This window comes from Rubripirellula tenax (genome assembly GCF_007860125.1).
GTDB classification, from domain to species: domain Bacteria; phylum Planctomycetota; class Planctomycetia; order Pirellulales; family Pirellulaceae; genus Rubripirellula; species Rubripirellula tenax.
This window is the reverse complement of sequence record NZ_SJPW01000008.1, coordinates 357,742-380,022: the sequence shown is the minus strand read 5'-3', so window position 1 is coordinate 380,022 and position 22,281 is coordinate 357,742. Positions and strand designations below refer to the sequence as shown.

Sequence of the window (22,281 nt, the reverse complement as noted above, 5' to 3'; positions counted from 1 at the left end):
GCACCATTGTATCTGAGCCGAAGTGGTCTAGCGAGTTCCGCCCTCGTCGGTGCCTACTTTACGTTGGGGTTTTTCTCCCAACCTTCGCTCATTTCCTTGCTATAGACCCTTTTGCCGTCACGAACGGCGTTACTGCGCGGTCGATCGTCCCAAACTTTGGCATCGCCTTCCTTGATGATCTCCTGCACGTCGTCGACTTCGATGTCGTGGAGCGCCGCAAAGGCCACCAATTCACGGTCGTACGTTTTCTCCAACATGACTTCCAAGCTCTTACGTGCCCTGGTTCCTTGTGGAAGGATCAGCGGCGTTTCAACCGTCGTCCGAGCGACCGTTCGATAGTCGGCATAGATGCGCATCCGTTGTTCTTCGGGCAACTTCACCACGCGGTAGGGCTGGGGTTGCCGAGGCTTGATCGTTTCCTCGGGTTCGGTCGATGCCGCGGACGGGGGAGGGCTCTGCCCCAACATCATGACTGTTAAGCCGATGAACGCCAGCAGCACCATCGCACCACCGACAAGTCCGGCCACGATTGCCATGTTCTGAGTGCTGGCCTTGTCCTTGACCGGTTCGGGTTCAGCGGCCTGGCGCATTTGCTTCGCGGTGACGCTGATCTGAGCAGCACTTGGGTTGCCGACATTCCAGACCGTCGCACAGGTCGGACACTTGACGTTCGTCATGGTCGCAGCAACGTTCAACGTTGCATCGCAACCGGGACACTGAATACGACGAATCGACATGGCACAAGCTTCTTGCGTTTTGAACGGAGAACGAGCGGACCGTTTGGCGGACTCGAAATGGCATTGTATCTGACCAAGGGTGACCGATCGGAAACAATCGCCGCATGTCAGGCTGGAAAACCGAACGTACTTTTGCAAATGCTTCCCGTTCGTTCTATCACTCGGACAATCCGCGCCGAGCCCTGAGTCGGGCGATCATCGCGGCCGATGTGACCGCGATCAACGCGGCGCTGAAAACGAAATAACCTGCCACGATGCTCCAGTTCCCGATATTCGCAAAGTCTTCATCGGGATTGCGTTTCAAGTTTGCATCCAAGGGGATCGAAAATAGTGCCGAAAATGGACTCGTCACACCTGCCCATTCGGCCGATGCGATGGACCCGGGCGCGAAGTCAAGGATCTGCATCAAGGATATGGCCGTCGGCGGCGCGACGTAAAGCAAGAGCAGCACAATATAGGTGCTTAGCAATGCGATCGACGTTTTCTTGTTGAATAGCGAAGAAGTCAACGCAACGACGGCATTCACCAAGCACACGACCAAGACGATCGCGAACATCATGACCACCGCCAACCAATTGGTCCAGAAACTGGTGTTCATTGCCGTTCCTAAGAGTAGCGGCCACAACAGGAAACCCGTCAACACGGCCGAGATCCGGAAACCGACGACGAACTTGCCCCACAAAATTTGCCATGGTGTTAGCGTCGTCGTTAACAACAGATCTAGCGTTTCCCGTTCACGCTCGCTGGTCATGCTGCCGGCCAGAAAGACGGGACCGACCAACATGTTGAAGACGATCACATAAACGCTGAACCACGCACACTTGTCCATCATCCAAAACAGAAACACGCCCATCAACGGAATCGCCAACAGCATGCTGATCTGGATCACCAACCGCAGCATCAACGTGCCCTGGCTGAAAATCTCGCTGTGCATTTCCTTGTCGTAGACCGGATTGGTGCCGTCCGCCATCAACTCCTGTTTCTTCGGCGGAGCGAACAGGCGATCGGGGAATTGGTCCGGCTGGATGACCAAACCGACTGCTTCTTCCGACTCTTTTTCTAAGTCGATCACGTCTTTGCCTTCGCTACCCACATCCGGCGGATACAGCATGCGGCCGGCCGCGGCCGAACACATCAAGATCACCGCTGACAACACGAACGCCGGGATCACCAACACGGCCAACTTCAATCGCAGTTCACCGTCACCCTCCAACGACCACCAAAACAGGACCGCGCCCATCACCAACGGCAGAATCAACAGATAGCTGACCACCAACGAACTGCTGGTTCGCGAAAAATAGCTGCTGCAAAAGACGCCAATCGCGCCGAACAGGATTACCGAAACGATCAGCCCCAGGTACGCCGCCAAGACCTCATAAAGGCTGACGCCGCCGAGCGGCAAACACAAAACGATGATCGGAAGCGATGCGAGAATCAGCATTCCCAGGTGGGTCAAAGATGCGACCATTTTTCCGAAAACGATCGCCCCGGGTCTGAGCGGACTGGCCAGCAGCATCTCGTAGGTGCGGCGTTCTTTTTCGCCCGTGATCGTGCCCGCCGCAAAACTGGGCGCCATCAAAGATGCGATCACGTACTGGCCGAGGAAGAAAATATTGACCAGCTTCTTTGCGCTCGGCGGATTCGTCGTCAGATCCAGACGTTCGTCGGTGGGCCATGCCAACAAAACAACGCCAGCCAGCAACAACTGATAGAACGCCAACAGCAGGAACGCGCGATTGGTCCGCAGATTGACCAACAACTCTCGCTGAAGAACGGGATTTTCGAAAACGTACATCAGGGTTCCGAACGAATCATGTCGTACTGAAAGTCGCGGCGCCTTTGCTTCGGCGCGCCATGGTCCACTAGCGTATCCGAGTCTTCGACGCTTCGCCCGCCTGTTCAACGACGTAAGTCGGCACCGCGTAACCCGGCAACCGTTTCTGTAACTCCGCAATCAAAGCGCGACCGACCGCTTCGTCGACTTCGAAGTGAGCCGCCCCGGTAACTCGATCGAGTTGATGCAGGTAGTACGGCATGACACGGTGATTGACCAAACGCGTGCAAAGCGACGCCAGTATTTCAGCATCATCGTTGACGCCGCGCAGCAAGACGGCTTGGTTGAGTACAGGGATTCCGGCATCGATCAGCATGGCAAGTCGGCTCAGTACCGCATCGTCCAATTCCGCCGCATGGTTGGCGTGGACCACGAACCACGTCGTCAGCCGGCTTTGGCGAAGCCGGTCGATCAGTTGGTCGGTGATCCGCTGGGGAATGACGATCGGCATCCGGGTGTGGAATCTCACTCGCCGAAGATGTGGGATCGCTTCGAGTTCCGACATCAACCGGTCAATTTTTTGGTCGACCAAGGTCAATGGATCGCCGCCGCTGAGGATGACTTCGTCCAGTTCCGTGGCCGACCGCAGATAGTCGATCGCCGGGCGGTAGTCGTCGCTTTGCGAACCCACGTCGTGGTACGGAAATTGGCGACGAAAGCAGTAGCGACAATGCACGCCACAGGCACCCGTTGTTACCACCAGGGCGCGGCCGTGGTACTTGTGCAGCAAACCGCCGGCGACCAGCGAACCCATGTCGCCGACCGGATCGGACGAAAAACCGTCCGTTTGAACTTTGTCTTCCGCCGCGATGGGCAACACCTGTTTCAGCAGCGGATCGTCGGGATCACGGGGCCGAATGCGGCTGAAATACTCAAGCGGAACGAAAGTTGGGAAATCTCGCTCTGCCCCTGGCGCAGTTTCGGCGTCCAGGCCTAGCATCTGACGCAACGTCACCGAGGATCGAATGGCGCGTTTCATCGCCGTCTGCCAACTCACTGGTGAGCTTGCCGTCGAACCCATCGGGACAAGATCCGATGTTGCCGCTAGAATTTCGACCAATTGGTTATCCCCACCCCTTTTCCTCTCTTCGACTCCGCCCGTCGGAGCCAGCAAAATATCATGGCTACTTATAACACAAGTGACTTTCGAAAGGGCCTGAAGGTCCAAATTGACGGCGAACCGTACTTGATGACGGAAATGACCTTCGTCAAACCGGGCAAGGGGAACGCGATGTACAAATGCCGCTTGAAGAACTTGGTTCGCGGCAACTCGCTGGACCGAACCTACAAGGGCGGCGACTCGTTGGAATCGGCCGACGTTGAAACGACGTCGGTTTCGTTTCTGTATCGTCAGGGTGAAGACTATGTGTTCATGAACCAAGAGAGTTTCGAACAGTACGAAGTTACGTCTGACGTTGCCGGCGACATTTGGAAGTATCTGCTTGACGGCATGGTCTGTTCGATGACGCTTTACAATGGTCAAGCGATCGTGGTCGAGCCACCCAACCAAATCGAACTGAAAGTCACCGAGACTCAGCCCGGCACCAAGGGCGATACGGCAACCAACGTGACCAAACCGGCGAAAGTCGAAACCGGCGCCGAATTCCAGGTACCTGGATTCATCAAGGAAGGAAACGTCATCAAGGTTGACACTCGCACCGGCGAGTACGTCGAACGCGTCAGCAACTAAGGGCCATGCGAGAAAAAAGTGTCCGACCCCTTTTGCCGGGAACCGGCCCTTCGGGTGCTTCGCACAAAAAGGGTCGGACGCTTATTTTCCGTTCATTCCTAAGCACGAAATCGCAGTACTGAAATTTCGCCGATGTTCAACACTCTCTTCCTACCCGAACTTCGAGAGATGTTGGCAGCTGCGAATCGCGTTGAATTGGAAGAGTTCTGCCAAACGCTAAACGCGGGGCGGACCGCCGAGTTTATGGAAGGGCTCTTCAATGACGAAGTCTGGGAAGTGCTTCAGTACGCGCCGGCAAATCGTCGCGCCGAGATCTTCAGCTATTTCGATCACGAGCGGCAACTCGCGATGGTGGAAACCCACGACGCGAGCGAAGTCGCGGCGTTGGTCGAGGAAATGCCGGCCGACGACCGAGTCGACCTGATCCAGGAATTATCCGCCGAGCGGGCGCAGCAGATTCTGCCGCTGCTGCCGATCGCCGATCGCCGGGACATCCAACGCCTGCAATCGTACAGCGACGGAACCGCGGGCGCGCTGATGACCAGCGAAGTTGCGATGCTGGAAGAGCACATGACGGTCAAGGACGCCCTTGATGAGCTCGGGCGCCAATCCAGCGAACTCGAAACGATCTACTACCTGTACGTCGTCGATGAAAATAATCTGCTTCGCGGGATCGTTTCAACACGTCAACTGGTATCGTCGCTCAAGCACCCCAGCCTGACGCTCGGCGACATCATGGAATCGGATGTCGTCGCGGTTTTGGTTTCGGAGGATCAAGAATCGGTTGCCGAGAAGGTCGAGCGATTTAATTTGTTGGCGATACCAGTCGTCGATAGCGGCCGGCAACTTTTGGGCATCATCACGCACGATGACGTGATCGATGTTGTCCGCGAAGAACTTGCCGAAGACGCCCAGCGGATCGCGGCCGTCGAACCGCTGGAAGATAACTTCTTGCGAGTCGGCTTGTGGACGCTTTGCTGGAAAAGAGGGCTGTGGCTAACGATCCTTTTCTTCGCGGCCCTGCTGACGGCGTTCGCGCTGCGTCACTATGAAACCGACTTGGAACGGTTCGCGTGGCTGGTATGGTTTATTCCATTGATCATCAGTGCGGGCGGTAACTCGGGCAGCCAGTCGGCAACCCTGGTCATCACGGCTATGACCAGCGGAGAAGTTCGGTTCAAAGATTGGCCGCTAGTGCTGCGCCGTGAAGTCATTGTGTCGCTGGGATTGGGCAGTTTTTTGTCGTTGATCGGGTTTAGCGTCGCCCTATTCATCGCTCCGTCCACCAATGACGCACTTGTCATCCCGTTCACTCTTTTATCGGTCATTGTTTGCGGGTGCCTGTGCGGTGCGACCCTGCCGATTCTGTTCAAACGACTCGGGCTTGACCCCGCAATGATGAGCAACCCGTTTGTCGCGGGAATCGTCGACATTTTGGGTATCGTGATCTACATCAACATTGCCCGTTTGATCATCCGATGATGACGCATCGGATCCGATGCCCGGATGCCAAGGTCCGTGCCTAGGCTTCGTTTGATTGTGACACGCCCGACTCGCGGATAACCTATGGATTCGCCTGTTGGACCGCCCGCCACCCCTCTCATTGATTCTTAGCCCACCATGCTGATCGATTCACACCACCACCTATGGAAATACTCAACTGCCGAGTACGGCTGGATCGACGAATCCATGTCGGTGATTCGCAAAGACTTTTTAGCGAAAGAACTGCGTGAATTGGCCGCGGCCAACCATGTCGACGGTTTCGTGACGGTGCAAGCGAGACAAACGGTTGCTGAAACGAAAGAGCTTCTCGAACTAGCTACAACCGAACCGCTGATCCGTGGCGTCGTCGGCTGGGTCCCGTTGGCGGATCAGAACGTCGCCGACGTTTTGGACGAATTCGCGGATAACCCACGGCTGAAGGGAGTTCGCCATGTCGTTCAAGACGAGGCCGACGACCGCTTCATTTTGGGTGCCGATTTCAACCGCGGTGTCAACCAACTGGCGACTCGTGATTTGATTTACGACATTCTGATCTTCGCCAAACAATTGCCCGCAAGTATCGAATTTGTCGATCGACATCCGACGCTGAACATGGTTCTCGATCACATCGCCAAGCCGACGATTCAATCAGGCGCTTTCGACCAGAATTGGGAAAACAATGTACGCGAGTTGGCTCGTCGCGAGAACGTGATGTGCAAGTTCTCGGGCGTGGCAACGGAAGTCTGCGACGCGACTTGGAACATTGAAACCATCCGTCGCCACTGGGACGTCGCGCTCGAAGCCTTCACGCCCGCTCGATTGATGTTCGGCAGCGATTGGCCCGTCTGCCTCCTCAAGACTGGTTATCACCAATGGATCGACGTCGTTCGAGAACTCGCCAGCGAACTATCCCCCAGCGAACAACAAGCGTTCTTTGCCGGAAATGCCATTCGGGCTTATCGCCTGGCGTGATGCCTTACACCTCATTTCAAACTGCTTCTTCCTTCGTTCGGAATTTCCATGCGCGCCATTCAAATTTCAGAAGTCAAAACGCTTAAAGCCATCGACATCGATCCCCCGTCAGCACCGGGTCCCGGAATGGCGTTGGTCAAGACACACCGCATGGGTGTTTGCGGAACCGATGTCAGTTGCTATTTGGGAAAATTCCCGTTCTTCGACTTTCCCCGAATCCCCGGTCACGAATTGGGTGTGGAGGTGGTGTCGGTTGGCGACGGCGTCAAGAATGTGAAAGCCGGCGACGCCTGCAGTATCGAACCCTATATGAACTGCGGCGAATGCTACCCCTGCCGTCGCGGCGCGATCAATTGTTGCCAGAACTTGAAAGTCATCGGAGTGATGTGCGACGGCGGTCTGTGCGAATCGTTCTTGGTCCGCGCCGACAAACTGCACCCGTCATCGAAGTTGACGTTTGATCAATTGGCACTCGTCGAAACTTTGGCGATTGGCTGCCACGCCAACGATCGCGGCGCTCCCACCGGCGGCGATCACACGCTGATCATCGGCATGGGACCGATCGGACTGTCGACGCTTGAGTTTGCCCGGCTGACGGATGCGGAAGTCAGTGTCATGGACATGAATCCAGCGCGTTTGGAATTCGTCGAAAAGAATTACGGCATCAAAAACACGGTACTGTTCAAAGGCGACGGCAGCGAAATCGATCGCATGAAACAATTGACCGGCGGTGACATGTACCAAGTCATCACGGACGCCACGGGCAACAAGCATTCGATGTCGGGTGCGTTCCAGTACTTGGCGCCAACCGGTTCGTTGGTTTACGTCGGGATCACGACCGAGGAACTCACGTTCCGCCATCCCGTCATGCACCGCCCCGAAGCGACGATCAAGGCATCCCGTAACGCTATGCCAGGCGACTTCACCCGAATCATCAGCTTGATCGAAGACGGAACCATCAACACCGACCCCTGGATCACGCACCGCACCAGTTTCGACGGCGTCCTTGACGATTTCGAGTCATTCACCAAACCAGAAACCGGGGTGATCAAAGCCATCATCGAAGTCGCGTAGTTGCCTTGGCGCGAACGTGAATTGGCAATGATGGAAATTGCGTTCGAGCAGATTTCACGTTTTGCTCACTCGACCGTCGATCGGGCGAAGCAATCAGTCAGGAAAGCGAGCACTTGTTGCCCGCTGAATGTTTTCTCTGGCATGCCGATTTGGTAGGCATGCTCGGCCAGTAGATCGGGATCGACATCGTGGCCATCCTGCAGCGCCATCCACTCGGACGGGAACAGCAATTCCGAATTTGACTCGGCCAGCCGTAGCACCACATCATGATGCCGCTGATCGGCGACGATGCGTTTGTAGCGTTCATCAACCGAGTACGGCGCGCCTTCGAGCACTTGCAGAAAGTATCCGTCGATCAACAACAGCCCGCCGGTTAAGCCGCTTTCACTGTTGCGGTTGTGTGCGACACGAAGGATATCGTAGACATCTCGCATCGTGATGCCTTCGGCCGCGCGGCTGGTGTAGAGAATTCGCTTGAACATCCGCTAGTTGGCCTCGCAGGTCACGGCGTTGCCATTCGTTTGCCGGTCGTGTAGCAATTCCCGAATGGAGTCTGAAGAGATCGGACGGCTGAGCAGGTAGCGTTGGATTTCGGTGCAGCCCGCATCGCGGACTGATTTCATTTCCGCACACGTCTCGACGCCTTCGGCAGTCGTTTTGACCCCCAGACTTGCACCCAGCGAAGCAATCATCTTCACCAATGCCGCCGAGTCGTCCGAGGTGTCGCTGCCCGTAACGAAGGAGCGGTCAATCTTGATTTTGTCGAACGGAAACTTCCGCAAGTAGCTGATCGATGAATACCCCGTCCCAAAGTCGTCCATCGATATTCGGACACCTAGCTTGCGCAATTGGTGCAGCAATCCGACCGTCAGATCCGTGTTGGACATCAGCGACCGCTCGGTAATCTCAAGCTCAAGTCGGTTGGCCTTCAACCCGGTTTCGTCCAGGATGTTATCAACCGTCTGCACCAACGTTCGGTCACGCAATTGGATGGGCGAGACGTTTACGGAAACGCAGATGTCGTCGCCCCAGGTAACTGCTTCCTGGCAAGCCCGCCGAAGAACCCAAGCGCCGAGCGGCCCGATCAATCCGGTTTTTTCAGACAATGGAATGAATTGGTCCGGCGCGACGCGGCCGAGCTGGGGATGGTTCCAACGAACGAGGGCTTCACACAGCACAATCTTTTCAGACGTCAGATCGAGTACCGGTTGAAAATGGAGTTCAAATTCTTGATTCTTGATCGCAAGCCGAAGTTCGTTTTCGAGCTTACGGCGAGCTTGCATCCGCGCGTCCATCTCAGTTTCAAAATATCGCAGCACGCCACGACCATCCTGCTTGGCACGGTACATCGCAAGATCGGCGTTCTTGAGCAATTCGTTCGACGTATCGCCGTCAAACGGCCCTATCGCGACACCGACGCTGACGCCGATATGCACGTGCTGTTCGTCGAAGACGATTGCTTCGTTCAACCGCTGAATCACTCGCTTGGCAAGCGCACGCGAACTCGACGGCTGAGGACAGTTGATTTGCAAAATCGCGAACTCATCACCGCCCATTCGGGCGACGCGGTCACCGTCGCGAATCGATTCAATCAAACGTCGCGCCGCAGTCTGCAAGACTCGATCCCCCGCCGGATGGCCCAGCGTGTCGTTGACCGGTTTAAAGTTGTCCAGATCAAAGTACAGCAGCGCGATCTCGGCTCCCTCGGCAAGCGATGCGATTTCAGCGTTCAAGTCGTTTATCATCGCGGTTCGGTTGAGCAGCCCCGTTAACGCGTCCTCGCGAGTGATTGTTTCCAGCCTCTGTTGCTCGATTCGAAGTTGATCCACGACGCGATCAAGTCGCTGCAGCGCATCGATTTCAACCGCTTCGATCTGCGGTTCAAAGGAATCGACACTCGACATTGAATCGATATCCGAGAACATTGGCATGGGTTTACAACGTAAACATCTCTACGCCCCGATGCGAAGCAGGGCCGGAAATTTTTGTGGCTAGCACGCGATTTCCGCCGCCCGCGATCGATGTCGACAAACCCGGCCGTACAATCCCTAAAACCGGAAGCGTTGGGAAACCCGGTTGCCAGTCAACACCAAGGCGGGAGGGTGGCCAAGAATCGGACCCTCGATCGATTTCTGATTCGTGTCAGGAAATCTGTCTTGGTGGACTACGTACGATGCTTCACGGCCGTCGCGTCGATCGTGTAACCACGCGATGGCCGATGCAACGGTTCTGGCCCTGGGGCCACCGGACCATCGGCTTCGTCGGGCGAACCGGAAACGGGCTGACCGTTGACGTGAACCTGGAACGAACCGGCATACTTCGCCAAAAACAGGCGACGAAACACGCTTCGGCCGGCTGGCAAAAGTAGCGTGAACCCCAATGCGTCCGTCAGAATTCCTGGCGTCAACAACAAGGCTGCTGCGAACACGATCATCAGCCCGTCTTGGATCTCGCGGCTGGGCATGCGTCCTTCGGCCATCGCCAATTTAAAACGATGCCAAGCCACGGTACCTTCGCGCCGAGCGAGCATCGAACCCATGATGCCGGTGACCACAACAATCATTAGCGTCGTTGCCAATGACGTCGCTTCAGCCAACTGTAACAACAGGTACAATTCGACCAGCGGAACGATCACAAAAGCGGCAAAAAGTCGGATGAGCATGAGTGGCTCCGTCAGCGTGGCAGACAAGGACAACAAAGTGACTCTAACGCACCTTCCATGCCGAAACCCGATTTGCGATCACAAAATGGCCGCTCGAGGATGGTAAAACGCGTCATTCCCCTCTAATTTGCCGGTTCGCGCGATGAGGCACCAAGTATCACGACGTTTTTTCAATGGGTTACAGCCGATGCAAGCTGCGACACCGCTTTTCATTGACGGGCCAGTTCATTGAAAACAGGGCGTGAAGGTCGATTGTGCGGTCGCTTGTGGATGTCGAAATTGGCGCCGCGAGGCGTGATTTTGGTCGTCCATGGCTTGGGTGACCATTTGGGGCGATTCGAGCATCTGGCCAGAACCGTCAACGAGGCTGGTTGGTCCCTGTTCGCGTTTGACTTGCCGGGGCACGGGGATTCGCCTGGGAAGCCAGGAACGATTCAATCGTTCGATTCCGTTTTGGAAGACATTTGCGAAGTGCGTCGGACCGTCGCGGAATATTGTCCCGGCTTACCACAGGTGTTGCTTGGCCACAGCATGGGCGGCAACTTTGCAGCCAACTATGCACTGCGAATGCTGACAATTGACACGGATTCACCGCCGCTGGCTGGACTGGCGCTATGCGCACCGATGCTGATGCCGCCGCAATTGATGCCCCGTCCGATCATCTTCGCGGCTTGGCTTACTGGGCGTCTGTTCCCATGGTTTCGATTCGATCGCAAAGTCGATCCGGACTTACTGACACAGGACGCCGATGAAGCGGACCAGATTCGACGGGATCCAAAAACGCACGGCAAAATATCGATGTACCTCGCCACCCAGTTGGTGTCGCAGGGGCGATGGGCCATTGATCACGCGCGTGATATTCGAATTCCGACCTTGGTGATGTACGGGAAGGAAGATTCCATGATTGACCGCGACGCATGCGACCATCTGGCGATTCGCATTGGCAAGCCCGCGACCATGATTCGGCTGCCGCACACACGGCACGCGATTTTTCACGACGTCGAACGGGACACTGCGATCGAAGAGTTGACTCGGTGGCTCGATTCGGTATCAGCCAAAAATTGAACTCACCACTCAGTTCGCCGACCGATACTCGCCCGCCGATTGCTCGGCCAGTGTTTTCAAGAACGATTCCGCTGGCCCGGTCACAGCGATCCCAATCGTATTGAAGTTGACGTTGCGAAACCGATTTCGGTGCATGATGTCAGCGACGATCAGTGATGGATTGGTCAGTTCCCCAAAAGTCGGTTTACCATCAGAAATCAAAAACACGACTTCAAGTTGCTCATCGAAATCGAGTGTCTCGCGCAGCGCTTGGTAAGTATTGGTCCGGTCGCCGTATCCAAGTCGCTCGACGAACACAATTGCGTCTCGCTTGTTCTCTTCGCTCGCGATCAACAATTTTTCTCGCCACTGGCGGACCGACGTTTCAAAGAACGTGATCCCAAATTCTGAATCCGCAGGCAATTCCTTGATCGCTTTGATCAGCTCGAACTTGGCGCGTTCCAGTCGCGTCATCCCGCCGTCGTAATCCTTCATGCTTCCCGATCGGTCGATGACAAACATCAACCGCTTCGCATGAATGTCGATGTCATAGTATTTTTGCGATGCACCCATACGGATGCGACCGTTTCCGGATTGAGAATCAAAGCTTGCCTTTTGAAAAACGATCTTCGGTGGTTTCGATGCCTGCCACCGCTCAAACCTAGCCTGGTCGCCAAGAAAATGCGACTCGTTGACTTCGGTGAGCAACTTTGCAACTTCGAAATGAAGCTGTCCGTCGAGCTTCGATTCCAAGTCACCCAAAAACTCGACGGCATCGGGATGCTCCATCTGAGCCAATGCACGGACCAGGTTGAATCGAAATCCGTAATGCGAATCAAACTCGGGTCGATCGACTTGCCGTTTCAGAAACTCAATCGAGCCATAGTGTTTGTTCTTGCCTAGCGAATCCGCCGCGATCATGACGATCCCGGTGTGATCATCGTCAAGCAGATCGACCAAAACGCTTTCCGCATCGGTATGATCGATGGATCCGATCAAGTAGAGAAGGCGAACCGTGCTGGGACGAACCAGCTGCCCCGGTTGGGTCTGGCCCGTTTGCTCTATTGCGGCGCTGGTCAGCGCGGGCAAAAACTCATACGCCAATTTCGGTTGGGCCACCAAACGAGAGATTGCGTTTTGACGGACACTCTCGCTGCGCCCGGTTAATTGACGGACCAAGACCCTTGTTTGGCGATCCGTATCATCAGCCACAACTGCCCCAGCGAACGCAAACCAGCAAGTCAGCGAAACAGCAAAGCTGTGATTGATTCGAAAATGGAACGGACGCATCAGGGTTTCCGCAAGCAAAACGGCTTCGTTCGGACGGTCTGAATCTTACCGGACATCCGAAGTTCGTCAAAATGCTTTTTCGCACTCAAGGCCCAAAGCAAAGCAAATCAGACCAGAGCAAACTCAAGCATTCCAGCGATTAAACGGCCATCGCTTCCGTTTTCGCACGAGCGATGGATGCGTCTAGATCGTCGAACATGTTCCCCGCATTTTCGTGGAACACGCGGCCGATCAACAAGTCCGTCACATTTCCGCGGTGTTCAGGATGCTCCTTCATGAAGCGGCCGATGCTGAATTCTTTCGTATAGAACGCATGAACCAGTTTCCGCACCCATTTCGAGCCCTCACGGAACGACTCTGTCCATTGCCCAAGTTGTTCGCCGCTAAGATCATTCTTCTTGAAACCTTCTATGATGGCATCGCCTGCTCGGATTCCCATCTCCAAGGCGAAGTACACGCCCGATGAGTACACGGGATCGATGAAGCCAAATGCATCACCAACGAGCACCCAACCGTCGCCGGCGCTTTGCGACGTCATGTACGAAAACTCCTTCGCGGTGCGGACGTCACCAAGTTGGGTCGCGTTTTCCAATCGCGGTCGCAGTCCGGGGCATCTTGCGAGTTCTTCCTGGTAGACCTGTTCTGGTTTGCCGCGTCCCTTCAACAGATAGTCGTTGTCGGCAACGCAACCGATGCTAGTGATCCCGCGTGAGAGCGGGATGAACCAAAACCATGCGTCGCGCGTTTCGGTCTGCATGATGATTGTCGCGCCTTCGTTATCGCCTTCGCCACGAATGGCGTCACGATAGTAGGTCCAAATCGCAGCCTTTTTCAGATCCGGGTTGATCGTTTTCAATCCCCGTTTGTTTGCAATGAAAGATTGTTGTCCGGTGCCGTCAATCACGACACGGCATTCAACGTCGTGCAGATTGCCGTTTCGGTCTTTCAGAACGACTCCCGTAGCCTTCCCGTTTTCGTCAAATTTGACATCAACCAATCGAGTTTGGTCGACGCAATCGGCGCCCAGTTCAGCGGCGCGATCGAACAGCATCTTATCGAACTCACTGCGTTCAACCTGCCACGTGTTGCTGCAATCTCGGTCGTCGTGTTGGCGGAAAAAGAATGGCTCGGATTCACGACCGTTGTGCGTGACGAACTGAACGCTCTTCTTGACCTGCCAACCGGCCGCCTTGATACGGTCGGTCAAACCTAAACGCTGCAGGGGCCAATACGTTTCCGGCATCAACGACTCACCGACATGAAACCGAGGCATGGAATCGCGCTCGACCAAAAGGGTATCCAATCCCCCCGCGGCCACCGTCGATGCAGCCGACCCGCCCGCAGGTCCGCCACCAATCACCACAACGTCGTACTTCGTTTTCATCTACGATTGTCCTTCTTTGTCGTCCCAGTCACCTCTATCCAGACTTCGACTGGATCACTTCAACTTCCACCTTGGTATTCTACTTCGTCGTAAACCCCGAATTCCGAGATCCCGATACTCGCGGCGCGCTAGCCACCCGTTCGGAGATGTTGGTCAAAGAAGTCGTGTGTTTCACGGTTCGTCCGATCGCGAGTTTCGCCGCCCCAGCCGTGCTTTGCATCGATCAGAAACTCAACCCGTCCGGCGATATCGGCCTTTGTCATCGCTTCCACCATCAGAATAGCTTGCTGGTAGGGCACCAATGCGTCATCGGTCCCCTGGAAAAGCAGCATGGGTGCGTCGCCGGGGCTGACATGGGTCAAGGGCGACGCCTGCAGATAGGTTTCCGGTTTCTCGGCCGCCGATCCACCCAAAAAATCTGATATCAGCGGCTTGGTTTGTGCATTGAGCCCTTGTTCTTCGAAGAACGTCGGACCGAAGTACGACACCACTGCCTGGACTTCGCTGGATTGGTCCGGCCATCCGCCATCGCCTTCCCACTGGCGATCGAGTGTGCCCAGCATCATCGACAAGTGGGCACCTGCGGAATAGCCGACCGCGCCCAACCGCGTCGGGTCGATGCCGTACTCTTCCGCGTGAGCCCTCAAGTACCGAACGGCACATTTCACATCTTCGACCTGTGCCGGAAACTGATGTTCGGGACAGAACCGATATTGGATGGTGGCCGCAACGTATCCCTGTTCGGCCAAGGCGGTGATGTCGGGACGGTGGTTGGATTTGTCACCCATTCGCCATGCGCCGCCGTGAATGACGACGATGCACGGCGACGGCACCGATCGATCGATCGGCCTTGCAAGGTCCAATTGCAAATCGATTCCACCACCGGTCCCGTAGACAATGTCGTGTTCCACTTCGACGGGATTTTCCGTTGAAGCAATCGAGGCATCGGGATGATCCGCCATGCATCGCAAATTCATGCACGCCAAACCAACGAATACCATCGCTATCGACAAACCGATACGAAACATCGAAGCATCTCCCAGAAGAACGTTTTGAAGTGGAACCCAAGTCGTCGCTATCGCATTCTTGCGAATGCCCGCACTTCGCGGTTTATTCGTCGACGGGGAAGCCTCGTTTCCGCAGCAACGCGCCGGTATCGACGTCACGTCCGCGGAAGCGACGAAAACCTTCGGCCGGATCGATCGTGTCACCGACGCTCATCACGTTTTCATACAAACTCTTGGCAACCGTTGGATCGTAAAAGCTTCCCGCTTCGACGAACCGCTCAGCCGCATCGGCCGTCAACGCATCGGACCAGAGGTAGCTGTAATAGCCAGCCGAGTACGCATCGCTGCTGAAGATGTGCGCAAATTGCGGAGTCCGGTGACGCATCGGAATTTCCGCAGGCATTCCGATCGCAGCCAATGTTTCTCGCTCGAAAGTATCGGGATCGATATCGGCATCGCCGGCCAGGTGCAACTTCATGTCGATCAACGCACTGGCCAGGTACTCGACGGTATCGAAACCCTTGTTGAACGTCGACGCTTTCTTGATCTTGTCCAGCAACGACTGTGGCAATGCTTCGCCCGTTTCATGATGAACGGCAAATTGATTCAACACCTCGGGCGTATCGAGCCAGTGTTCATTGACCTGCGAAGGAAACTCGACGTAGTCGCGGGCAACATTCGTTCCCGCTTGCGAACGATACTTCACGTTCGACAGCAAACTGTGCAGCGCGTGGCCGAATTCGTGGAACAAAGTCACCGCGTCATCCCATGAGATCAACGTGGCTCCGTCGCCGGATTTGACGAAGTTTGAATTGTTGGAAACGATCGGTCGAATCTCTGACGTTACGTTTTGCTGTTCCCGGTAATCGGTCATCCACGCGCCGCTGCGTTTCCCTTCACGGGCGAACGGGTCCAAGTACCACAAGCCGGCGAAAGATCCGTCGGCCTTGCTGACTTCCCAAACCGTCACGTCGGGATGGAAAATCGGGATGCCGCTGATCTGTTTGAACGTCAGCCCATACAGTCGTCCCGCCGCCCACATCATTGCTTCGCGCAGTTTGTCCAACTGCATGTACGGCGTAACTTCGTTCAAATCCAGGTCGTACTTTTCCTTACGGACTTTCTCGGCATAGTATCGATAGTCCCAAGGCTCAATCTTCAGATCTGCGTTCTCGGCATCGGCGATCGCTTGCATATCGGCGACCTCTTCTATGACGCGAGCGACGGCTTTGGGCCACACTTTCATCATCAGATCCATCGCGGCTTGAGGTTCCTTTGCCATGGTGGGTTCCATCCGCCAGTGGGCGTGCGTCGGATAGCCAAGCAACTTGGCCCGCGCGGCTCGTAGCTTCAAGATTTCTGAAATGATCGCGTTGTTGTCATGCTTGTCACCATTGTCGCCACGGTTGTAATAGTTCCGCCACACGACTTCGCGAAGCGCCCGATCGTCGGCATACGTCAACACCGGGTCCATCGACGAACGCGTATTCGTTACTGCCCATTTGCCACCTGAGTTGGCACGTTCCTTTGCGGCTGACGCCATCGCATCGACGACGCTTTGCGGCAATCCGGCCAAACGTGCTTCGTCATCGATCCAGGTCACATAGCCCTTTTCGTCCTCGAGCACGTTTTGGCTAAAGTCCGTGAACAGTCGCGCCAAACGCGTGTTGATTTGCGACAGTTTCGCTTTCTGGGTTTCATCCAGTCGCGCGCCTTGGCGAATGAATGTCTTGTACAAATCGTCGACGATGCGAGTTTGGGCGACCGTGAACGTGCCGTCTTTCATACTGGGGCTGTCGTAGATCTTACTGATACGATCGAACAGCGGCTTGTTTTGATAGATGCTGTCGCCGTGCTGGGACAGTTTCGGAACAACGGTTTTCTCGATATCAGGAATCGGTCCCACATTCAAGTTGGAAGCGTGGACGCCGAAGATCGCTTCTAAGCGTCGCAGATCGTCGCCCGCGTTCTGCATCGCCAGGATCGTATTGTCGAACGTGGCAGACGCGGGATTCGCCGCAATCGCGTCGATTTCTTGCTGGGCACGGGTGATTGCGACGTCAAATGCGGGGACGAATTCTTCCGTCCGAACCAACGTCCACGGAGGGACGCCGCCGTAGGGACCCGTCCAAGGTTTCAAAAGCGGCGATTCAACATCCATGGTCGGTAACTCTTTCGGTTTATCTTCTTGGGCAAGGACAAAAGACGCAACAGCAATCGGAGCAAACACAAACGTCGTCAGCAGAGCAAACGTGTTCGATAAGGAATATGAGCGTGGAATCACGGTGTCGGCTTCCTGGTGAAATGGTAACGGTCGTTCACACGAGCCCGAAGTTTACAGCAATTGCAGCGATCAAACATGTCGCAGGCGATCCCGGTCTTAGGCGAATCGATCGGCTGGCCGTGCATCGATGGCCGCACTGGATGGATATTTCGCCAGACACTGCACGGACTACTTCTTTCCCGTTTGCAGGGTCGGAAGTCGGTTGAGCGTATAGTAGGCATGCGAATGAAGCAGCGATTTCCCCGCTTGATCGCGAACCCCGGAAGCATTGAGTTCGTGGACGAAGTGTGGCGTCAGCCCGTCGACGACCAATCGAACAGTGACACCGTCGGCTTGGACCGTCGCCGATCGAACGGTCAAATCACGCCGTTGTATTTCGTCGCTTCCGTACGTTGAATGATAGTTATACGTGTATCGTTGAAATTGGTACGACGTCGGATCGGATGCCGACAGGGTATCGACCTGGCGTGTGAATGTGAGATCGAATCCGTTCGGCCGAACTCGCATCGTTTGAATCTCGAACGGCATCTTGCCCGTCCATATCAATCGTTGCAGGCCATATGACGCGGTCCCCAGACTGCTCCAGCCGCGATTGGTCAGTCCCGCAAAAACGCTGCCATCTTTGCCTTGCATCAATCGCAACACCGCGCTTGCCAATCCGGATCGGAACGGAAAACATGCGCCCTGGTACTCGCCATCCACCTTTTCCAAAAACACGCGGTTGATACCGGCTTGCGTGAATTCGCCAATGAACAATTGTCCGGCGAATGGACCAAACTTGCCGTCGCTGGCGTCCAGCATGATGTCGGTCGTCGACTGGCCCATTTTTTTGTAGGGAAACCACACGGCGGGCGGCTTCATTTGGGGAAACCGTGCGAGCGCTTCGGGCAACGGCATCGCATCAGGAATTTCCGTGACATCGTGAATGGTCGAACCGACTGCATCCATCGATGCGAGGGATTCGGGATGATGGAAAAATGCTCCCTCGCGCATGTGATGCAGCGATCCGGTTGCGACCCAGTTGCCTTGTTGATCGGTGTAGAACATGTCGCCGTCTGCGTTGGCCCCCAAGCCGCTGGGCGATCGCATGCCGGCGCAAACGGGAATCAGTTCGTCGGCCTTGCCAACTTTCATCCCCCAACCACGCCACAAACCCTGTTGATAGCCCAGCGTCGATTTGCGCGTTCGATTGAGCAAGTTGCCTTTCAAACCCATCCCAATATTCAGAGTCAACCAGAGATTGCCATCGCCATCGACCTTTGGTCCGTAAGCGTATTCGTGATAGTGTCCCGTCACGCCCCAGCCTTTGGTGACCGTCAAGTATTCGTCGGCAACGTCGTCTGCGTTCGTATCACGCAGTCGCGTCAGTTCGCTTCGCTGGACCGTCAATAGATCGCCATCGCGACGAAGCAAGCCCAGCGGTTCATGCAGCGCCGAAGCGAAGCGGTGATACTTCATTTGCGCGGGCGGATCGTCATAAATGCCACTCAGAATCCAGACCTCGCCCTTGCGAATCGCCACCGCGATACGATCGTCATCGTACGGCGCGATCCCACTGATTTCTAAAGCAGGACCGTCGTCACCAGGACGCCAGTTCGCGGCTCGTGAATCCGAGTTCGTTTGGCTGGTGGCTACCGAAACGATTCGGTAGTAATCCGGTTCTTCCTCGGCCGCGACGACCGACACCATCATCGTAGCCAGCACTGACGTCATCACGAAAAGTTGCGTTCGTTTCAGCATGAATGTCTTCACCATGAATAGTCCACCCGCAACGTCATGGGCGACGTGACTTGAATCAGGAAGTGAACCCGCTGGTGATCATCGGCCGCCGGAATCGGGCCTGAAGTGATTGTCGCGTCGACGGCGGACAGGCCGTGAATCTTCGCTTGCAGGCCAGCTTCGTTGACAAACCGATCGTCGCCGATGTCTTCGACGTTCACGCCAGCTAGCGGCGAAAAGGCGATGCGACGAGACGTATGCTTGGGCACCGACAGTCGCCAAGTGCGTTGCAAAGATGCGTCGTCCTTTGCAGCCACGGTTCGGTCTTCGACCGAAATTTCGCCGACGCGGTACAAGAACGTCGGAATTCCGTCGGCATCCAACCGATAGCCGTCGAAACGAGGTTGTTGGGCTGATACGGCGAAGACATCGTGTCCAATTTCGACACCGTCATCCATGGCGGCGAAGACATTGCCGATAGGGAAGTCGATCAATTGCGATCCCAGCGGAACCGCTGGTGGTGCGAAGCGAACGAACCATGTGCCTTGAGCATCCAGAAACTTGCCTCTCCAAGCCGTCGACAAACGTACTTGTTCGGCGTCAAAGGCATAGTGGATGCCTTGGGGATTTCCCACCGCGATCGCATGAGTGCCGGCGGTGTCCATGAACGTGCGCAGCAGGATCGGCCGATCGTCGGGGACCAACTCATACGATTGCGATCGAGATTCTTGCAACTTTTGTGGCAACGAATGCTTGGGGACGTCTTGCAAGTACGCCCACATCGCAGCGATCTGACGATCGGGGTTGCCACCCAGTAATTCAGAGTTTTGAGTTTTACCGGCGGCAAAAAAGTTGGGCATCCGCGTTCGCTGTTTTAACGATGCCGGATCGCGTAAGAACGCCATAAACCAATCTCGGTTCACGCGGTCCGCGATACCCACCAAATCAACGCCAACCACGCCAGGCATGGCAAAGCCGTCGAACGAGTGGCATTGGATGCAACCGATGTCCATCAGTTCTCGGCCCGCTTCGATGACTTCACGTTTTGCGGGTTTGGAATCATCCGCAACCGTGAGCGGCAACTCTCGAGGGCCATCGACCTCGACCAGCCACTGCGTCAGATCGCTGACCAGATCCGAATGAAACCTTGGCATTCGGATCCTCATGTGAGGTCGGATGTCGGCCTTGTTTCCGGTCAGAACTTTGGTCAACCAGCCCGGTTTGATTTTCCGACCCGCGCCCGTTAATGGCGGCGGTAGTCTTCCCTCGTCGCCCAAGTCGATATCGCCAACTGAATGGAAAAAGTCTTTGCGACCACGACCAATGCCGCCGAGCTCGTCGCGAACGTGACATGCGAAACAGTTCAGTTGCATCAAACGATGCTGCAAATGGTCGGCCCTCGTCATGTCTAGATTCGTGTCGGTTGAAGCAATCGCCGAGACGATCGCGTCACATTGAAAATCGTCGAGCGAATAGGAAACGCCCTCAGCATTCCCAACGTGCAAACAGCCCGCAGGTTCGTCGTGACGCAGTTGGTCGAGTCGCGGCAGTTCCGATGCAGCATGCTCCAATCTTAGACCGCCGACGCGATGACACGCGAGGCAGCGAAACTGCTGCATCGCCTGGCGCCCAGATGCGACATCGGCGGAAACAGAGTTGTTTCGACTCTCAGCATCACCCTTCTCACGATCCTTGTGGCTGTCGATCAGATAGCTGGCCAAATCCGCTGCTTCCTCGGGCGTCAATTTCAAATTGGGCATGCGACTGCCCGGGTGATAGCGATCGGGTTCCAACAGAAAAAACGTCAGCCCTTGCAAGGTGTATTTGGCGGCCAAGTTCGAATGCGGCACCGATGGGTAAGGCCGTGCGGCGTCGGCCAAGCCCAGATCTTCTAGTTCGTCATCGTCTAGCTGGTCGATGATCTCATCGATCGAGGAACGAGGCGATCCGGAGACCCTGAAGTTTGCGTCTGGCTCGTGACAGGCAATGCAGCCGACCGTGTGATAAAGCGATTGCCCCTCGGGGATCCGACCTCGCTTCCAAAACTCGAACACCACCGGCGTCGTGCCCGATGCTTTGATTTCTGGAAAGTCTTGCCGCTGTGTCGCCAAAAACGCGGCGATGTCGTTGGCGATGTTCTCACGCTGCTGCGCATTCAATTCGCCAAGCATGTCGGGCATCGTCGTGCCGGGATGCACGTCATGAGGACGGGCGACGTAATCGCGAACCCAAGACGCGTTCAGCCGAAGCCCGACGCCCGACAACGAAGGCGCGGCTTTGGGGGCCAGCATCTCTGCATCGCTGAGGTGGCAGTGGGTACAACCGAGTTCGGTGATCAGCAAACGTCCGACGTCGAAAGAGTCGACTTGGTTGTGACGCGCAAATCGCTCAAGCGCCGGGACGAAAGCAACTTCGTCGGAAATGCACATACTATCCGACGTCGCAAAAGCGACTGCGAAGGCGATCGCGAACCCAACCCGAAACCGGAGATCAGCCATCCGACTCATGCGTTGATCGCTTGCTTGTCCGCCCCGGCCTTCAGCAGCAAGTCGATCCATGGACCAATGTAGTAGCCGTTGTCGCGATACGTCCGACCGCTGACCAAGTTGCCATCGATCACACAAGCTTCGTCAACATAGATGCCGCCACAGACTTCCAGATCGAACTGACACTTGGCAACCGTTGCCATGCGACGTCCGTCGACGCATCCCGCGTAGGCTGGAATCTCCACGCCGTGACACACGCTCGCGATCGGTTTTCCCGTTTCAAAAAAGTGTTTCGTGATCCGAACTAAATTTTCGTCATAGCGGATGTATTCCGGTGCCCGTCCGCCGGAAAAGAAGATACCGGCGTAGTCCAATTCGTTCACTTCGGAAAACGGCACATCGCAGTCAAGCGTGTAGCCCTCCCATTCCTTGGTGATCGTCCAGCCCGGTTTGATTTCGTGCAAAACCAGTTGGTACCGTCGCTTTTCGGGGGCAATCACGACGGGTTGGAACCCGGCTTCTTGCAATCGATAATAGGGATACATTGTGTCGAGCAGTTCGGTTGCGTCGCCGATGACAATCAGTACTTTTTCCAACAGTCGATTCCTTGATCAGA

18 protein-coding genes are annotated in these 22,281 nt (G+C 55.6%); 5 read left to right on the top strand and 13 right to left on the bottom strand.

Annotated elements, in window-relative coordinates:
• Positions 1–53 precede the first annotated feature (53 nt).
• The 3 genes from Poly51_RS27445 to epmB form a co-directional block, all read right to left on the bottom strand.
• The gene (locus Poly51_RS27445) at positions 54–737 is read right to left on the bottom strand and encodes a hypothetical protein (protein WP_146462152.1); all 684 of its coding nucleotides are present in this window, start codon (positions 735–737) and stop codon (positions 54–56) included.
• Between the two features lie 157 nt (positions 738–894).
• A complete protein-coding gene (locus Poly51_RS27440) occupies positions 895–2,532 on the bottom strand; it encodes an ABC transporter permease (protein WP_146462150.1) in 1,638 nt (545 codons plus the stop codon).
• 67 nt (positions 2,533–2,599) lie between these two features.
• Positions 2,600–3,592, bottom strand: coding sequence for an EF-P beta-lysylation protein EpmB (gene epmB / locus Poly51_RS27435; RefSeq protein WP_146462222.1), 993 nt, complete (start codon positions 3,590–3,592; stop codon positions 2,600–2,602).
• Positions 3,593–3,691: 99 nt separating this feature from the next.
• Between epmB and efp the strand changes: the two genes are divergently transcribed.
• The 4 genes from efp to Poly51_RS27415 all read left to right on the top strand — a co-directional run bounded on the left by efp (position 3,692) and on the right by Poly51_RS27415 (position 7,789).
• The gene (gene efp / locus Poly51_RS27430; protein ID WP_146462148.1) at positions 3,692–4,261 is read left to right on the top strand and encodes an elongation factor P; all 570 of its coding nucleotides are present in this window, start codon (positions 3,692–3,694) and stop codon (positions 4,259–4,261) included.
• Between the two features lie 132 nt (positions 4,262–4,393).
• On the top strand, positions 4,394–5,743 hold the full coding sequence (gene mgtE / locus Poly51_RS27425; protein ID WP_146462146.1) for a magnesium transporter: 1,350 nt from the start codon (positions 4,394–4,396) through the stop codon (positions 5,741–5,743).
• A gap of 138 nt (positions 5,744–5,881) precedes the next feature.
• Positions 5,882–6,715 (top strand): amidohydrolase family protein, encoded by an 834-nt coding sequence (locus Poly51_RS27420; protein WP_146462145.1) that lies wholly within the window; start codon positions 5,882–5,884, stop codon positions 6,713–6,715.
• A 48-nt stretch (positions 6,716–6,763) separates the two neighbouring features.
• Entirely contained in the window at positions 6,764–7,789 is a 1,026-nt protein-coding gene (locus Poly51_RS27415) for a zinc-binding alcohol dehydrogenase family protein (RefSeq protein ID WP_146462143.1), read from the top strand.
• A gap of 65 nt (positions 7,790–7,854) precedes the next feature.
• On the opposite strand, the gene Poly51_RS27410 is transcribed toward Poly51_RS27415, so the two are convergent.
• From Poly51_RS27410 to Poly51_RS27400, 3 genes are all read right to left on the bottom strand, one after another.
• Positions 7,855–8,271, bottom strand: a complete 417-nt coding sequence (locus Poly51_RS27410) for a BLUF domain-containing protein (RefSeq protein WP_146462142.1) — start codon at positions 8,269–8,271, stop codon at positions 7,855–7,857.
• Between the two features lie 3 nt (positions 8,272–8,274).
• The gene (locus Poly51_RS27405) at positions 8,275–9,720 is read right to left on the bottom strand and encodes a putative bifunctional diguanylate cyclase/phosphodiesterase (protein ID WP_146462140.1); all 1,446 of its coding nucleotides are present in this window, start codon (positions 9,718–9,720) and stop codon (positions 8,275–8,277) included.
• 233 nt (positions 9,721–9,953) lie between these two features.
• Entirely contained in the window at positions 9,954–10,451 is a 498-nt protein-coding gene (locus Poly51_RS27400; protein ID WP_146462138.1) for an FxsA family protein, read from the bottom strand.
• A 270-nt stretch (positions 10,452–10,721) separates the two neighbouring features.
• Between Poly51_RS27400 and Poly51_RS27395 the strand changes: the two genes are divergently transcribed.
• Positions 10,722–11,516 (top strand): alpha/beta hydrolase, encoded by a 795-nt coding sequence (locus Poly51_RS27395; RefSeq protein WP_146462136.1) that lies wholly within the window; start codon positions 10,722–10,724, stop codon positions 11,514–11,516.
• A 9-nt stretch (positions 11,517–11,525) separates the two neighbouring features.
• Here Poly51_RS27395 and Poly51_RS27390 read toward each other — a convergent pair whose 3' ends face one another.
• The 7 genes from Poly51_RS27390 to Poly51_RS27360 all read right to left on the bottom strand — a co-directional run bounded on the left by Poly51_RS27390 (position 11,526) and on the right by Poly51_RS27360 (position 22,261).
• Positions 11,526–12,785, bottom strand: coding sequence for a VWA domain-containing protein (locus Poly51_RS27390; RefSeq protein ID WP_146462134.1), 1,260 nt, complete (start codon positions 12,783–12,785; stop codon positions 11,526–11,528).
• 139 nt (positions 12,786–12,924) lie between these two features.
• Positions 12,925–14,169: an NAD(P)/FAD-dependent oxidoreductase gene (locus tag Poly51_RS27385; RefSeq protein ID WP_146462132.1), complete on the bottom strand. Its 1,245-nt coding sequence runs from the start codon at positions 14,167–14,169 to the stop codon at positions 12,925–12,927.
• 128 nt (positions 14,170–14,297) lie between these two features.
• Positions 14,298–15,197: an alpha/beta hydrolase gene (locus Poly51_RS27380; protein ID WP_146462129.1), complete on the bottom strand. Its 900-nt coding sequence runs from the start codon at positions 15,195–15,197 to the stop codon at positions 14,298–14,300.
• Between the two features lie 82 nt (positions 15,198–15,279).
• Positions 15,280–17,337 carry a M3 family metallopeptidase gene (locus Poly51_RS27375; RefSeq protein ID WP_146462221.1) on the bottom strand — a complete coding sequence of 686 codons (2,058 nt, stop codon included), beginning with the start codon at positions 17,335–17,337 and terminating at the stop codon, positions 15,280–15,282.
• Between the two features lie 291 nt (positions 17,338–17,628).
• A complete protein-coding gene (locus tag Poly51_RS27370; protein WP_246114814.1) occupies positions 17,629–19,200 on the bottom strand; it encodes a DUF7133 domain-containing protein in 1,572 nt (523 codons plus the stop codon).
• A gap of 8 nt (positions 19,201–19,208) precedes the next feature.
• Complete coding sequence (locus Poly51_RS27365; protein WP_146462125.1) at positions 19,209–21,737, bottom strand: c-type cytochrome; 2,529 nt, start codon at positions 21,735–21,737, stop codon at positions 19,209–19,211.
• Positions 21,683–22,261 (bottom strand): DJ-1/PfpI family protein, encoded by a 579-nt coding sequence (locus Poly51_RS27360; protein ID WP_146462123.1) that lies wholly within the window; start codon positions 22,259–22,261, stop codon positions 21,683–21,685. Before Poly51_RS27360 ends, Poly51_RS27365 begins: the two co-directional genes overlap by 55 nt.
• Between the last annotated feature and the right edge of the window lie 20 nt (positions 22,262–22,281).